The sequence below is a fragment of the Natrinema gelatinilyticum genome (genome assembly GCF_024266705.1).
Taxonomy (GTDB): Archaea; Halobacteriota; Halobacteria; order Halobacteriales; family Natrialbaceae; genus Natrinema; species Natrinema gelatinilyticum.
In genome coordinates this window covers 2,927,432-2,942,582 of the sequence record NZ_CP100756.1, presented here as the reverse complement: position 1 = coordinate 2,942,582, position 15,151 = coordinate 2,927,432, and the positions used below count along the sequence as shown (strand labels likewise).

General features: G+C 65.9%; 13 protein-coding genes and 2 pseudogenes. 5 read left to right on the top strand and 10 right to left on the bottom strand.

Annotated features, from left to right (window positions below; genetic code table 11):
* Positions 1–60: 60 nt before the first annotated feature.
* Positions 61–1,227, top strand: coding sequence for a hypothetical protein (locus NJU76_RS14410; RefSeq protein ID WP_254529854.1), 1,167 nt, complete (start codon positions 61–63; stop codon positions 1,225–1,227).
* 65 nt (positions 1,228–1,292) lie between these two features.
* Positions 1,293–1,523 (top strand): DUF8119 family protein, encoded by a 231-nt coding sequence (locus tag NJU76_RS14405; RefSeq protein ID WP_254529852.1) that lies wholly within the window; start codon positions 1,293–1,295, stop codon positions 1,521–1,523.
* A 68-nt stretch (positions 1,524–1,591) separates the two neighbouring features.
* Here NJU76_RS14405 and NJU76_RS14400 read toward each other — a convergent pair whose 3' ends face one another.
* Both NJU76_RS14400 and NJU76_RS14395 read right to left on the bottom strand, forming a co-directional pair.
* Entirely contained in the window at positions 1,592–2,572 is a 981-nt protein-coding gene (locus tag NJU76_RS14400) for a nucleotidyltransferase family protein (protein ID WP_254529850.1), read from the bottom strand.
* 1 nt (position 2,573) lies between these two features.
* A pseudogene (locus tag NJU76_RS14395) lies at positions 2,574–2,942 on the bottom strand (phosphoglycerate kinase); the annotation flags it as partial.
* A gap of 175 nt (positions 2,943–3,117) precedes the next feature.
* Between NJU76_RS14395 and NJU76_RS14390 the strand changes: the two are divergent.
* Together NJU76_RS14390 and NJU76_RS14385 are read left to right on the top strand one after the other, a co-directional pair.
* Positions 3,118–4,362, top strand: a complete 1,245-nt coding sequence (locus NJU76_RS14390) for a glycosyltransferase (RefSeq protein ID WP_254529848.1) — start codon at positions 3,118–3,120, stop codon at positions 4,360–4,362.
* A gap of 72 nt (positions 4,363–4,434) precedes the next feature.
* Positions 4,435–5,328, top strand: a complete 894-nt coding sequence (locus NJU76_RS14385; protein WP_254529846.1) for a universal stress protein — start codon at positions 4,435–4,437, stop codon at positions 5,326–5,328.
* Positions 5,329–5,340: 12 nt separating this feature from the next.
* Here the strand turns inward: NJU76_RS14385 and NJU76_RS14380 are convergent, their stop codons facing one another.
* Complete coding sequence (locus tag NJU76_RS14380) at positions 5,341–6,714, bottom strand: ADP-dependent glucokinase/phosphofructokinase (RefSeq protein ID WP_254529844.1); 1,374 nt, start codon at positions 6,712–6,714, stop codon at positions 5,341–5,343.
* 157 nt (positions 6,715–6,871) lie between these two features.
* Here NJU76_RS14380 and NJU76_RS27065 point away from each other — a divergent pair.
* Positions 6,872–7,607 (top strand): annotated as a pseudogene (locus tag NJU76_RS27065) (putative PEP-binding protein); the annotation flags it as partial.
* A 17-nt stretch (positions 7,608–7,624) separates the two neighbouring features.
* On the opposite strand, the gene NJU76_RS14365 reads toward NJU76_RS27065, so the two are convergent.
* The 7 genes from NJU76_RS14365 to NJU76_RS14335 form a co-directional block, all read right to left on the bottom strand.
* The gene (locus NJU76_RS14365; RefSeq protein WP_254529839.1) at positions 7,625–8,485 is read right to left on the bottom strand and encodes a class 1 fructose-bisphosphatase; all 861 of its coding nucleotides are present in this window, start codon (positions 8,483–8,485) and stop codon (positions 7,625–7,627) included.
* Between the two features lie 2 nt (positions 8,486–8,487).
* Complete coding sequence (locus NJU76_RS14360; protein WP_254529836.1) at positions 8,488–9,282, bottom strand: class I fructose-bisphosphate aldolase; 795 nt, start codon at positions 9,280–9,282, stop codon at positions 8,488–8,490.
* A gap of 201 nt (positions 9,283–9,483) precedes the next feature.
* Positions 9,484–10,653, bottom strand: coding sequence for an XdhC family protein (locus NJU76_RS14355; RefSeq protein WP_254529834.1), 1,170 nt, complete (start codon positions 10,651–10,653; stop codon positions 9,484–9,486).
* Positions 10,640–11,557 carry a Rossmann-like domain-containing protein gene (locus NJU76_RS14350; RefSeq protein ID WP_254529832.1) on the bottom strand — a complete coding sequence of 306 codons (918 nt, stop codon included), beginning with the start codon at positions 11,555–11,557 and terminating at the stop codon, positions 10,640–10,642. Before NJU76_RS14350 ends, NJU76_RS14355 begins: the two co-directional genes overlap by 14 nt.
* Positions 11,554–13,002, bottom strand: coding sequence for a VWA domain-containing protein (locus tag NJU76_RS14345; protein ID WP_254529830.1), 1,449 nt, complete (start codon positions 13,000–13,002; stop codon positions 11,554–11,556). Before NJU76_RS14345 ends, NJU76_RS14350 begins: the two co-directional genes overlap by 4 nt.
* Positions 12,999–13,991, bottom strand: a complete 993-nt coding sequence (locus NJU76_RS14340) for an AAA family ATPase (protein ID WP_254529828.1) — start codon at positions 13,989–13,991, stop codon at positions 12,999–13,001. The genes NJU76_RS14345 and NJU76_RS14340 overlap by 4 nt, the downstream gene beginning before the upstream one ends.
* Complete coding sequence (locus NJU76_RS14335; protein WP_254529826.1) at positions 13,988–15,109, bottom strand: XdhC family protein; 1,122 nt, start codon at positions 15,107–15,109, stop codon at positions 13,988–13,990. Before NJU76_RS14335 ends, NJU76_RS14340 begins: the two co-directional genes overlap by 4 nt.
* Positions 15,110–15,151 lie beyond the last annotated feature (42 nt).

Here is a 15,151-nt window from a genome sequence, read left to right as displayed (position 1 = left end):
AAATACGGTGGCAGAACGGGGACAGCAGCGACCGAATACCAGTCTCGAGGTCCGGCCGAGATGCCACACACAGAGAGGCTCGTGCAGCGACTCGCAACGCTTCGCGAGCGCGTGGAGACGGGAATGGATCGGCGAGAGTTCCTTCGAACCATTGTCAGCGGCGGCTACGCGATCGGAATGGCGAACTGGCTCCGCGTCGACGATTTCCTCGCGGCAGACGACGGCGAGGTTCCCATCGTGACGGCCCTCTCACGGAAGGATCCCGACGATCCCTGGTCGATTCGGGAACAGAAGACGTACGTTCCCGCCGAATGGTACGCGGCCGTCGAGAAGGCCTTCGAAGTGAACAGACGACTGGCACGGGTCGCCTTTACCGGCTATTTCGGCAGCGCGGTCGTTCCCGGCAGTCACGAGAGCGGGTCCGCCACGGTCTCCGTCGGCGTCTCGAGCGAGGGCCACTCGGCCGGCGAAATGCTCGCGGAACTCGCGGAAGGTATCGATATCGACGTCAAGACGATCATCGAAATCGACAATTTTCGGGACGGTGGCGACTACTGGGAACCGCGGTTCGCAACCGCCATCGAGAACGGACGCGTCCCCAGCGGTGTTGCCTGTGAGACCGATACGAGCCTGTCGACGCTCGGTCCGGCGCTCTACCACCCCGACGGCGAGCGCGCGTTCTTCGTCACCGCAGAACACGCGTTCAGGGAGAATCACGACCCGCGCGGCGGATCACTGGTCCTCCCACGGAAGGACGCCGACGTGATCGAACTCGGGACCGTCGCCCGCTATCACCCAGTCGAGGACGTGGCCGTCGTCGAACCGGGCGGCCGGATCGAGCCCGCCAGCAGGATCGACGCGCCATCTCAACCCCGTGTGCGCGGCCAGTTCACCAAATTCGGGCTCGCCGATCTCGCCGCCCGCGACGAAAAACTCGAGAAGGTCGGCGCGTTGAGCGGACACACGACCGGGAAGATACAGGGCGTCGACGCGGTTACCTGCTTTACGGAGAACTTCTGTCGCCGCGGCCAGCTTCGCTGGGGCGGCGAGATGGACCTGACTGACGGCGATAGCGGTTCCGTGAGCTACCACCGCGATCCCGAGGGCAGTGACCGCGACGTCCTCGTTGCGGGCTTCAACAACGCTCGCACGTGGTGGCCCGGTCAGAGCTACGTCTGGGGCGTCGGCGCGTATCGATTGACTGAGGAACATGGCTACCACTTCTGACCACCGTCCGACCGACCGAATGAACCGCACTCACCAGCAGACCGGAAATCAGCCGCCGATCCCACATGAGTAACGATTCCACCCGTTCCTCCCGATCCGACGTCGAGTCCGACCGGAGCGTCTTCGCCGCGCTCATGAACGGCAGCATCCGACTCCTCGGCGACCTGCTCCTCGTCTCGCTGTGGGTCCTGTTACTGACGCTGCTCTTTCTCGAGACCGGCTGGCCGCAGTGGGCGTTTTACGGAGTACTGCTGCTCGGCGTCGGCGTCTACGTGTCGATCACGAGCGGCTGGTGAGCGTTGACGACCGCCGACAGTGGAGCGTACGAACCGTTCCGCAGGAGACGGACTGGGGGCCTTAGCCCTCATCGGTCGTCGGGAATTCGAGTGTGGGCACCGATCAGGGCGCGCTCAAGGTCGAACCCGCAGATGCTGGCTCCCTCGTCGACGATAGAGTCGCAAACGGTCGTAGACTCGAGTTCCACGTCCGGGAAGATCACCGACCGTTCGACGTCGGCGTCGACGAGGGTCGCGCCCGGCATCACATGGACGTCGTCGCCCACGGCGCTCTCCCGAACGGTCGCCGAATCGGCGACGTGGGACTCGCCGTCGAGGTACCATGAAACGGCATCGAGATAACTCCTCCTGGTACCGATGTCGAACCACGCGGTTTCGAAGGTGTAGGCGTAGGTCGATTCCCGGTCCTGGAGCCACTGGACGAACCAGCCGGGTTCGTCCGGATCGTTCCCCGCTTCGAGGTACGGGGTGAACAGCGACAGCGTTTCCTCGGGGAACGCGTAGCAGCCGATCGAGACGAGGGAACTCTCCGGATCGGCGGGCTTTTCCTGAAAGTCGACGATGCGCTCGTCGTCCAGTTCGATCACGCCATAGGACGTTGCCCGCTCCCGGGAGCCGACGTCGTAGGCGGCGATCGCCGGCCCGTCCCGTCGGTCGAAATAGTGGAGGAAGTCCTCGATGGCGAAGTCGAAAAGGTTGTCCCCCGCGATCACCAGCAGATCCTCGTCGAGCCCCTCCCGGTCGATCAACTGCTCGAGTGCGCCGACGACGCCGAACTTCTCGTCCTGGTGTGCCGTTTCCTCGACGGACAGGCGGGGCTTGTCGTACGGGGCATCCTCGAGATGGTCCTCGAAGTTGGCGGCGAACCGTTCGTTCGTGCTCACGTAGACCTCGTCGATCCGATCGACGCCTTCGAGTTGGGCGTAGATCCGATCGATAACGGTGGTCTCTCCGAGCGGAAGGAACATCTTGGGTCGATGCCTCGTGATCGGCCACAGTCGGGTCGCGTAGCCGCCAGCCAGGACAACGGCTGTGGTGGGTCCAGTCATCTCAGTGAGAGGCTTCGAGTACGTCGACACCGACGAGCGGATCGCCGGTGAGCGCGTGAACGTATGTCCCGCCGGTGATCGTGATGCGCGAGAAGTCGTCCTCGTCGAAATCGTACAGTTCGACGGCGCGGGCGGTGTCGCCGCTGTCGACAACCGAGAAGCAGTCGGCCTCGTAGGCGAGACCGGGCGGGAGGTGCAACTGGTTGCGATGGGCCTCGAGGATGCGCTCGAGGTCACCCCAATGGTTGCCTCGCTGGTGGTCGAAGAGCGAGGTATCCGCGACGTCGTAGCCCACAGTGTGGCCGCCGGCCCGTAAGAAGCGTTTCCCGACGATGCCACCGAGGCAGAACCGGTCGACGGTGTCATCGAGCCCCGAACCGCCACTGTTGGTATCTAATCTCATGGTCGGAAGTCTCCACGTCCGGGTAAATTTGTTCTTCCCTACACATCATTAATTGGGAATTGAAGGATTTCTAACTACTGTTTCGATCCGCAGGCATCCCCAACTGATACGAGCGTCGTCGTCGTCCAAACGGGTGCGAACGATGCACGCACCCGTGGTACCGGACCGATCGATCGACGCATACGCCTCCGTGACGGAACGCGACCGTCTCGAGCGACTTCGTTCGCTCGCCGAGGCGCTTTCAGACGTCCAGATCCTCCACGTCAGTTCGACGGCGACCGGCGGCGGGGTCGCGGAACTGCTCCGTTCGATCGTGCCGGTCTGCAACGACCTCGGTATCGACACTGACTGGCTCGTCATGGACGCCGACGACGACTTCTTCGAGGTCACGAAGGCGGTTCACAACGGCCTCCAGGGGAACGGCGAGCCGTTGACCGACGAGATGAAAGCAACCTATCGCGAGGAGACAGCACGGAACGCGGCCGAGATCGAGGACGAATACGATCTCGTCGTCGCTCACGATCCACAGCCACTCGGCATGCTCGAGCGACTCGAGGAACGGCTGCCGGACGCGCCGATCGTCTGGCGGTGTCACGTCGATCTCTCTGACCCGGTCGACGAGTACCGCGCGTTCCTGTCGGCGTACGCGGATCGGATCGATCACGGAATTTTCAGCCGCTCTGCGTACGCGGCGGCGATCGACGTTCCGAAGACGAGCATCGTCTACCCGTCGATCGATCCGGTAACGGAGAAGAACCGATCGCTCGACGAGGAGGAGCTAGCGACCGAACGGGACCGACTCGATCCGCTCTCGTTCGACGCGCCGGTCGTAACGCAGGTGTCGCGCTTCGATCCCTGGAAGGATCAGTTCGGAACGCTCGAGGCGTATCGCAGTGCTCAGAGGAACGTCCCGGAACTTCAGCTAGCGCTTGCTGGTGGGATGGCCGGCGACGATCCGGAGGGGCTGAGGCTGTATGAGCAGGTCGCCGACGAGGCAGTCGACGATCCGGACGTCCACGTCCTGGCGGATCTCCCGGACACGACGGTGAATGCCCTCCAGCGACTGTCGGACGTCGTCGTCCAGAAATCCTTGCGCGAGGGGTTCGGACTCGTCGTCTCGGAGGCACTCTGGAAGCGTACGCCAGTCGTCGGATCGACGGTCGGCGGGATCCCACTGCAGATCGAGGACGGCCGGAACGGCTACCTCGTCGAGCCGGACGACGCGGCGGCCGCCAGCGATCGGATCGTCACGCTCCTCGAGGACGACGAGTGCCGAACTCAGTTCGGCGTGAACGCCCGTGAACACGTTCGCAAACGTTTCTTGCTCCCTCGTCAACTCGTAGATCTCCTCGAGATTTTCGTCGAGATACTGGAATATGACAACTGACACCAAGGCCTACCGGCCGACCACCCCTACACAATTAACCGCTGAGCCGATGAAGCAATAGGGGACTCTCCAATGAGCCGGTTCATCGAATCGGTACTGATACCGACCGACGGCAGCGATGGGGCGCTCGCAGGTGCAAAACGCGGGATCGCGCTCGCGTCGCAGACGGATGCAAACCTCCACGTCCTGTCGGTCGTCGAATCCCGAATCTCGGCGGCGGATTTCGACAAGTTAGAACATCCATCGCTCGAGGTGAAGGCCAAGGAAGCGGTCGAGGAAATCGCGGGGCTGGCCGCGGATCACGACGATGACCTCGACGTCACGACGAGGGTCAGGGAGGGAACCCCGTTCCAGTCGATCAGGGAGTATGCCAACCGGCGTGAGATCGACGTCATCGCGATGGGGACGAAAGGCAGCACGGGGCTCGACAGGGTCTTCCTCGGCAGTGTGACCGAGAACGTTCTCCGAACGGCACGGACACCTGTCCTCGCCGTCCCCCCGAACGCCGTCGAAACCAAGATCGACGACGTCCCCTTCGACCGACTGCTCTTGCCCACGGACGGCAGCGACGGAGCGGCGATCGCGACCGAGTGGGGAATCGCACTGGCGGTCCGACTCGAGTCGTCGGTCCACACGCTCTACTCGATCGACACGAGTCCGTTGGACGACGTACCAGAGCGCGACGAACTCCTCGAAGCCCTCGAGGAGAGGGGCGAAGACGTAGTCGACGCAGTACGAGAGCGCGGCGAGGAGGCTGACGTGAGCGTCTCCGGATCGATCGTGACCGGCTCCCCAGTGGTCGAGATCACCTCGTACGCGACCGAGCACGACGTCGACATGATCGTCATGGGAACCCACGGCCGGACGGGGATCGGACAGTGGTTCCTCGGGAGCGTCACCGAAAACGTCGTCCGTCAGGCAGAGGTACCGGTGTTTTGCGTGCCGGTGAGTGCCGAGCCGCCGTGATGCCGTCGCCGACTACCGGTCGTCGACCACGGCGAGTGCCAGGATAAAACTCGATGATGAGACGATGTCGCCGATGCCGACCGTGCCCGCCGGCTCGTCGACGATGCGATTGGGGCAGGCGGCGACCCTGGGGGTCTCGAGGACCCCTCCCTCGGCCGTCTCGTCGAGGTGATCCGCCAACAGTTCGATCGCCTCGCGGCCCATCGCCGAGGGTTCGTACTCCAACCCGGTCTCGAGGTCGTCGGGCGACGTGATCTCCCCGCGGGCCGCTTTGGCCGCTGCGTTGACGGCGGCGAACTCGAGCCCCCGTCGAATGGCCGTTGGCGAGTGGTACGACGCCATGACGGCGAGGTGATACTCCATGGCGTGTAACTGAACGCAGTCGACGCCGAGTTCCTCGCGAACCGCCTCGAGCATCCGGTAGTGATCAAGTATCTCGTTCGGTTCGAACGGCGTCGCCTCCGACGGTGGGTCCGCCACGACCTCCAGGCTCGCGTCGTCGTGGAGCATCGTCAGCTCGTGCGTATCGGTACCCACGACGTCCGCTTCCGGTAAGATCCACTCGCACATGCTCTCCCTGAGGTCAGCGTTGTGGGTGACTGCGTACTCGATGTGGACATCGACGTCGCTCCCCGACCGGAGTCGGTGGATGACCTCGCGTGCGTGGCGGTGCGTTTCCTCGTACCCGTCCTCCACGTGGTCGGGCGTGAGGTTGTGATACCCCGCGAGGAGGGCTCCGTCGACGTCCTCGCCGACCTGGTTGATCGCCTCGTCGAGTTCGCCGGCAGTCAGGTCGAATTCCGGTGGTCTCGAGGCGGCGATGAAGCGGGCGTCTTCCGTCGCAGTCACGCCGAAGAGTTGGTCGCCCTCCCTGAACTCGAACACCCAGTTGATCTTCGTTCGATCCGTGTTGACGGCCTCGGGCAATGGGACGTAGCTCACCTGGCCGTCCTCGACGGTCGGATACCGAACATTCTCGGGGTGTTCGAACATCGACAACTGTCGCTCAGAAATCAGGTACGTGTACGTGATCGGCACCGTCCTCAGCGCGGTGAGCAGGTTGGTCATGATCCCCGCCTGGCCGCCCATCTGCTGACTGTCTGGGTGGAGTTCGGACTCGATGATCGTCGCGAACGAATCGGTCATTGCGATCTCGTCGCCCTGGCCGGCCGCCATCGTGTGTGTTATCGCCGCCGCGAGCTCTCGTTTCGACTCTAACGGACTCGGGTGGACGTCCGCCCCAGGATCGGCCGGTCGATCGAGGAAGGATTCCAGTTCCTCGTCGACGCGAACGATCGCGTCGACGTTCGCGTTGTACGCGATGAACACCGGCAGCGCCTCGACCATGGCGATGTCCCCCTCCAGTTGGGCGTGGACGTCCTGCATGGCACGGCTCTCTCCCAGACGCAGCGGGATAATCTTGGGGGCCAGTGCCGTCCGTCGTTACTCACTTATCGCCGTGCGCGTAGTCCGAATGACGGACCTCGACGTCCCGGTCCCGCCCGGGTTCACGACGACCGCGTCGGCCTACGACTGCGACATCGAGGAGACCGTGGGCGACCTTCCCGAGACCGACACCAACATCAAACTGATCCTCGGCGATCCCGGTCGGGCGTTCGCGCTCGCGACCCACCCCGTCGACGGCGTCGGCCTGGCCCGCGAGGAGTTCATCGTCACCTCTCACGTCGGCTCCCACCCGCTCGAGTTGCTCAAGCGGGACGAGGAAACGCGGTTCATCGACACCCTTCGGACGGGAATCGCGAAGATGGCCCCGTGTTCTACCGGCGGAGCAGGCCGAGTGCCTCTGGGTCGTTCGAAAATCGGAGATTTTCGTGACTGAGCGGAGCGACGTTCCGCGAGGTCTGCGAGAACGACGGTCTCGCGTGATGACGAGACGCGAAGCGTCTCGAACCACGTGAACCGCCTCGGGGTCACGTGATGGCGGAACTGCCCGCGAACATCGTGCTCGCGGATCAGCCCTCGGAGTTGTTCGACGGTTTCTCCATCGGATCGAACGACCTCACACAGCTTACTCTCGGCGTGGATCGCAACTCGGAGAAACTCGCGCCGCTGTTCGACGAGACCGACGAGTCAGTGATGCGCTCGATAACGCCGAGGAGGCTCACCGCCACGGCCGTCCGGTTGGAATCTTGTGGCGGAGGTACCCTCGACGATTCCGGAGTACACCGAGTTCCTGCTCGCGACCGATATCGATTCGATTTCGGCCGTCGAACGTCGCGGTGAAGACGGTCCTGACGGTCGCGGAACACGAAGACTGATTCGCGGCCGTCGCTCACTAGAGCGCGTCCTCGAGCCGATCGATCAACTCGGTGTTGCCGACGTGTAGCGGCACCCTGTCGTGGAGGTCGGTCGGTTCGACCTCGAGTATCGACTGACTCCCGTCGGAGGAGCGACCGCCGGCCGCTTCGATGAGGTACGCGATCGGGTTCCCCTCGAACTGCAGGCGGAGTTTTCCACGGAGGTCGTCCTTGAGGGCGGGGTAGGCGAAGATTCCGCCGTAGGTCAGCACCTGGTTGACGTCGCCGATCATCGCACCGCCGTACCGGAGTTTGTGATCGGGGTTCGACTCAATCTCGCGGACGTACTCCCGAAAGTCGTCGTGCCAGTGGGGAACCCGGCCGCCGAAGCCGTAGACGAGTGGATCGTCGGGCAGAGTGACGTCTTCCTCGACGACCGTTCGCTCGCCGCTGGTAAGTTCGTACTTCGTGACCGAGCCGTCCCGGGCGTACGCCATCGTCGTAATCGGGCCGTAAAGGACCCAGCCGGACGCGACGAGCGCAGAGCCCGGCGCGGGGAGCGGTTCGTCGTAGATACCAAACACCGTCCCCATCGTGTTGTTCGATTTTAGGTTCGACGAGCCGTCGAGGGGATCGACGGCGACGTAGACCCGTTCGTCGCCGGTATCGATGATCTCGGACCGTTCTTCGCTCGCGTACTCGCCGACGCCGTCGATCGACGACAGCCGGTTGGCGAGCAGTTCGTCGGCCCAGACGTCGGCCTCGGCCTGTGTCTCGCCGCTGGGGTTCTCCTCGTCGGCTTTCCCCCGGCGACCGACCAGTCCCTGGCGGATCTCGGCCGCCGAGCGGGCGATCGTGGCGACGACGTCGTCGACCGGATCGGGATCGGCGACCGTCATTCCTATTCGGTCGCCTCGAGTGCCGCGTCAGCGGTTTCTCCCTCGTAGATGACGAGCTCGAGCGCGTCGAGGATCCGGGTGGGGTCCTCGCGCTGCCACACGTTGCGCCCGACCGCGAGCCCGCTCGCGCCGGCGTCGATGACGGCTTCCACCTGTGAGAGGAACTCGTAGTCGGACGTTTTGGAGCCGCCACTCATGACGACTTTCATATCGCCCGCGGACGTGACTGCGTGGGCCATGGCGTCCTTGCTCCCAGGATATTTGACCTTCGCGATGTCGGCACCGAGTTCGAGCGCCAGCCGCGAGGCGTAGGAGATGGTGCTCGGCTTAGTGTCGTTTTTCACTCCCTGCCCACGTGGGTACGACCACATGACGACGGGGAGGCCGTGTTCGCGGGCCTGTTCGTGTGCGTCACGGAACTCTTCGACCATCTCGATTTCGTGGTTCGACCCCCCGTAAACGGTGAAGCCGACGGCGTCGGCACCGACGTCGACGGCGTAGTCGATTGAACAGTTGACCGCCGAGTCGGGTTCGCCCATCCAGAGGTTCGACGTTCCGTTCAGCTTCATCAGCAGGTTGACGTCGTCCTCGTAGCTCGGATAGTACCCCTCTGCGATCCCCTTTTGAACTGCCATCGCAGTGACGGCGTCGTGGGTCGCCGTCTCGAAGACCGTCGACGGATCGAGCTTCTTCTGGACGTCTTTGAAGTCGACGGGGCCGTGCTCGAGCCCGTGGTCCATCGCTAAAATCAGTGACTTGCCATCGCGAACGATCGGAGAGTCGTCGATCGGTATCATCTGTTAGACGGTCCAACAGGCCGCTATAAATCTTTGATGGTCCGGATTATCGAAATTACGTACAGCTGTAGTAATTCAACCCTGTGAGACCGGTAATTGTCACATCGATTGAGTGCCACTTGAGACCCGAACAACCGGGCAAAACGACGTGCTGCCGATGGCGAACGGCGAGAGACAAGCGGCCGACAGGTGAGGACCGCGCTACTGCGGCGGGACGTCCCCCTTCGGTTCGACGGTCACGCGGTCGTGGATGTATCCCTCGCGGCGCCGCAGGTGCCGCGGTGTCCGGTCTTTCGACACCGCCAGCACCTCTGCGACGATGCTGTGGGCGATCTGGTAGGGAGAGCCGCCCCCGAGATCCAACCCGATCGGCGTATATAGCGACGAGAGCGTCTCCTCGTCGAACGTCTGCCCCTCATTCTCGAACGCCTCGAGCATCTCCTCGAATCGTTCGCGGGGCCCCATCAGGCCGACGTAGGGGACCGGCGAGTCTAGCAACCGCTCGATGGTCAACCGGTCGTCGACGAAGTTGTGCGTCATGACGACTGCGTAGGTACGCTCGTCGAGATCGACCGCGTCGTCGATGGCCCCCGGCGAGGTCGTCAGCGTTCGGTCGGCGTCGGGGAACCGCTCGGCGAGGTCGACGCTCCCGCGAAAGCCGACGACGGTGACCCGGAAGTCGTTCTTCGCGGCCAGTTCTGTGACCGGCCCCACGTCGTGGCCCGACCCAAAGATGACCAGACCTGTCGAGGCCGCAAGGCCGTCGACGAAGACCTCGAGGCGGTCCTCGCCTGCTCCGATCTCGAGGACGTCGGCCTGGCCACGGCCTGCCAGATCGGCCGCGAGAGTCGAGAGGTCGGCCGGCCAGTCAGTCGCCGGGTCGCCGTCCGGGCGTGAGAGACTCCCTTCGTCGGGGCGGTAGTACGCGCGGTCTCCCCGCTCGAGCGGGCCGATCCCACCCTCGAGGACGGTGAGGACGGCGACATCCCGCCCCTCGTCGAACGCCTCGACGGCTGGGCGATAGGTCTCAGTCAGCGGCTCCAGCAGGACGTCGATGATCCCGTTGCAGCCGACGCCCAGCCCCCAGACGTCCTCGTCGTCCTCCATCAGGTCGTAGGTAATCAACTCCGGTCGACCGGCCTCGCGGACCGACTCGGCCACCGCAAGCAGGTCGTCCTCGAGGCAGCCGGCAGTGATGGAGCCGACGCCTTCGCCGGCCTCGTCGAGGAGCATCTTCGCGCCCGGTCGCCGGTAGGCGTTGCCCTCGACGTCGACGATCGTCGCTAGCACGTCGGTTCCGGCCGCGTCGAGTCGCCCGTGAATTCGCTGTACTACCTCGGTCTCGGGAACGCTCCAGTTACTTCGTGTCATTGGTTCGGATCAGGTCGTCGTCGGTCGCTCCGCCGCGGTTCTTCCCGCTGCCGCCCATCCCCCGCAATCCCCCGACCCCTCTCGTCTCTCGATCGGCCACCAAGTAGACCTTGCGAACGCCTGCATCGTGCAGGTCGGTCCCGCACGCGCCGGTCCGAACGGCCTCGCGGACGCGCTTGCGGTCCGTCACCGCCGCGCCGGCGACGACGTCGATCCCGGCGTCGAAAGCAGGTCCCGGGAGGATAGACGCCGTCGCGCCGATCAGAACAACCGTCGCCGACGCCGGTGCGGCCGAAAGATAGCGCTCGAGTCCGCCGTAGATGAGGGTCGAACCGGTGACGAAGACGACGGCTGCGCCGGCCATCGCCGCAGTCGCTTCGTCCGGTCGGAACGCGGTAACTCGGACCCCCTCGGGAGCCGACACGGGCTCAACGGCTCGCCGTTCGACGACGCGGACGTCGACGTCGGCGAACTTTCGGAACGCTGGCCGGAAGAGCCCCACCGTCGCGACTGTCTCAGTGGCGGGGTCCAGCAGTGCCATCGGATCGCCAACGGTCCAGTCGACGAACGGGGCCGCCAGCGCGTTGACCGCGCCGACGCCGATCGCGGCCTCGAGCGGACCCGTCCCCGACTCGGAATCCATCTGCGTCGCCCACGCCAGGAGTGTCTCGAGATCGACCGCGTTGGACATCTTCTCGAGTTCGGTCGCCGCCTCGCCGTCCCCGGAGGGGCGGTGGGCGAGACCGGCGGTGCGTCGGTTCCGCGGCGTCGCGTCACCGTCGGTATCCACCAGTTCGACGAGAACCGCCGTATCGCCGACGGTCACGCGGTCGACCGTCGTTCCCTCGAGCGCGCCGCGGGTCCGCAGGCGGTCGACGACCGCGGGGAGGATCGGATCGGTCATTCGGGATCACCCCCGTCTTCGGCCGCGATCCGTCGCGGGTCGTGTTCGTAGCCGACTGGACCGTCGATCCCGCGGCGTTCGAGTTGGCGCGCAGCGGCAGTGAGGTCCAGCGGCGTCGCGAAGCCGAACAGGCCGTCGACGTACGGGAGACAGGTCGCCATCCCCCGCGATCGGGGCTCGTACGCCGGCGAGACGGCCAGCGGATTGAGCCAGACGACCGCGTCGGCCCGGCGGGCCAGCCAGGTGATCCCGTCCTCCAGAGTCGCCGGGTCGCCGACGTCGAGGCCGTCGCTGACCACGACGACGACGGTCCGGCGGTCCACCGCGTGGGGGTGACGCCGCCGTAGCGTCTCGAACGCATCGCCGATCCGCGTCCCGCCGCCCCACTCGATCTCGGCCTCGCGGAGGGCACCGGCCGGATCCCCGCCAGCGCGCTCGAACTCCATAGTGGCGTCGACGAGGTCGGTGTCGAACAGGAAGACCGAAGCCGCCCGCGCGCGCTCCTGGAGCCGTTCAGCGACGGCCAGTAGCGCGTCGCGGTCGACCGTATCGAGGACGGAACCGCTAACGTCGATCAACAGACAACACCGGAGTTCGGTCGGCACTGGATCGCAAGCGGGTAGTTTCATCGCCGTTCCGCCAGTCCCGAGGCTCGCGCGGAGCGCCCGGCGCGCATCGACGCGGTCGCCGTCCGGGCACGCCCGAGTGCGCCGGCCCGGAATCGTCGCGAGCGCGGCGGCGAACCGATCGATCGCCGTGTCGTCGCCGGCCGACAGCGACGCGTCGTCAGCTTCGACCGGCTGGCGCCCCCCTACGGCGCTGTACCGGCGCGCGGCCTCCTCGCCGTCGTCGACCGCTCGCTCGCCGGTGGCGTGGCGCCGGCCGGTCGCGATCAGGACGTCGACGTCGCTCGATCCGTCGCTCGAGTCGGGCGTCGGTGCCTCGTCGTCGATCGACGGGACCGCCGTTCCGTCGTCGGCCTCGAGGTCCGCGGCGGGCCCTCTCTCGGGGCCGTCACCGTCGGTGGAGCGGCTCCCCTCGTGGGTCGCGATTCGATCGAGTCCGGTCCGCAACCGATGCCAGAAGGTCGGAAACTCCGCGTCGAAGATCTCGCGATCGCCGGCCTCGGTAAGCAGGGTCGACCGGAGCGCGTCCGCGACAGGCGTCCGGTCTGCGAGTCCGACCACGGCGAGCGCCCTCGCCGCCTCGAGCGTGCCGTCGGCCGCGACCGTCACACCCTCTCGGCGGAGCCGCCCGACGAAGCGCACGATTTCCGTCAGCACGCTCGTCCGAGCAGCCTCGAAGTCCGGCACACCGCTGGCGGTCGGCCGTTCGAGCTCCCGTCGACTGCGACGACCGCCGTCGGCTCGGCGATAGTCGTCGCATCGCCCGGTGTCGGCTCGGTGGTCGTGCTCGCGCCGCTTGGCGTCGGGATTCGGCGTCATGGTTCGGTCTCGACTCGCGCGTCGGCGTCGGCCGCGGCCGCCCGTAACTGCTCGAGCAACTCGGTGTCGATCCGGGAGACGTCCTCGACCTCCTTGAGGAGACAGCCGATCGTCCGCTCGATCTCGTCGGTCGAGAGCGGCCGGTCCCGGTCGTCGGTCCGGAGCGCGGCGACTGCCCGCGCCCAGTCGAGCGTCTCGGCGACGCCGGGACGCTTGAGGAACGACTTCTCGCGGAGCCGCTCAACGACGGCGCAGACCTCGGCAGCGATCGCCGCGTCGAGTTCGGGCACCTTTCGCGAGATGATCTCGTACTCCATCTCGAACGAGGGCGGCTCGACGTGCAGGTAGAGGCAGCGACGCTTGAGTGCGTCGCTGAGCCCGCGGGTCCGGTTCGACGTGAGAACGACAATCGGCCGGTGCTCGGCGCTGACCGTCCCCAGCTCCGGAATCGACACCTGGTAGTCCGAGAGGAGTTCGAGCAGAAAGGCCTCGAAAGCCTCGTCGGCGCGATCGATCTCGTCGATCAACAGCACTGGCGAGCGGTTCTCGCCGGCGGTGAGCGCGCGCAACAGGGGACGCTCGAGCAGGAACTCGTCGTCAAAGACGGACTGGGATCGATCACCGTGCTCGGCGTCGGTCTGTCTGTTAACGGCCCCCGCAGAACCGCCGGCGACCGTTCCCTCGTCGGACTGCACAGCGAGTAGCTGTTTCGTGTAGTTCCACTCGTAGAGGGCGTTCTCGGCGGTCAGGCCCTCGTAGCACTGCAACCGAATCAGCTTCGTGTCGAACCCCTCCGCGAGGACCTTACCGAGTTCGGTCTTGCCACTGCCGGGCGGCCCCTCCACGAGGAGGGGACGGCCGAGTTGCAGTGCCAGGTAAACGGTCGTGACCACGCGGTCGTCGGCGACGTACTGCTGGCGGTCGAACCGCTCCCGGATCGCCGCTTCGGTCAACGGTTCGACCGGCGTCACCGGCGTCTCGTTCGTCATGCTCGCTCCGTCACCCCGCTGTCCGCGGACTCGAGGTACTCCTCAGGGTCGTTCTCGAACGAGTCTGCGCAGCCGGGACAACAGAAATAGTAGGTCGTCCCGTCGTGGGTGACGCTCGGCGCGTCCGCCGGCTCGACGGTCATGCCACAGACCGGGTCGGTCGCCGGCTCCGCGGGGGCGTCGGTCGCCGCGGCGGTCCCATCTGGCTCATCGTCGGCCGTCTCACCAGCGGCTTCGCTGCTCGAGCCGGACGCGACGACGGTCTCGGTCTCGGCCCGCACGTCGATCAGTTCGGCCAGCAGGCTCACCGCGATCTCGGGGCCCGACGACGCCGCGACGTCGACCCCTGCGGGGTTCGTGACCGCTTCGCGGATCGTCTTGGGGTCGCAGTCGACGAGTCCGGTGGCCCGCTCGATGACCGCCGCGGCCCGGCTGTCACTCCCGACGAGACCGACGTAGGGCGCGTCGGCGAGCACGCCGGCGGCGACCCCGCAAGCGTCGTACTCGCCCATCGAGGCCGCGACCACAAACGGGCCCGCGCCGACCGCGTCTGCGATCTCGGCAGGCTCGAGCGTCGACAGGACGGTCGTCCCCGCCGGGAACTCGTCTCCGTCGGCGTCAGGGTCGACAACGGTCACCTCGAGGTCGAGTTCCTGCGCCAGCCGGGCCAGCGACCGAGCGATCGGCGAGCCGCCGACAACGAGCAACCGCGTCGCCGGGATCACGGGGTCGACGAATATCTCGAGGACACCCTCGCTGTGGCACAGCATAGGATAGGCCTCGAGGCCGGGGCGATCGACGTCGTCGGTGTCGGGCGCGAGCCCCAGTAGCCGTGGCTCGCCGTCGGCGATGGCCGCTCGAGCGACCTCGACGACGCGCGATTGCGCGCAGGCGGCGCCGCCGACCCAGCCGTGGAGGTCACCGTCTGCCGTGACGAGCGCGCGGTCGCCGACGTTCGCCGACACCGGCGGCTCGCGCCGGACGACGGTCGCACGGACGTACGGCTCCTCGCGGTCCCGCAACACGCGTTCCCGCGCCGCGAGGTCGCTGTCCGTCGCTTCGACTCCTCGATCACCGTCGGTCTCGTCAGCGTCGTCCGGTGGTGTATCCCCCATCATTCGGTAATGTCGTGTCGGCGGCGCCCGTCCCCGATTGGAACC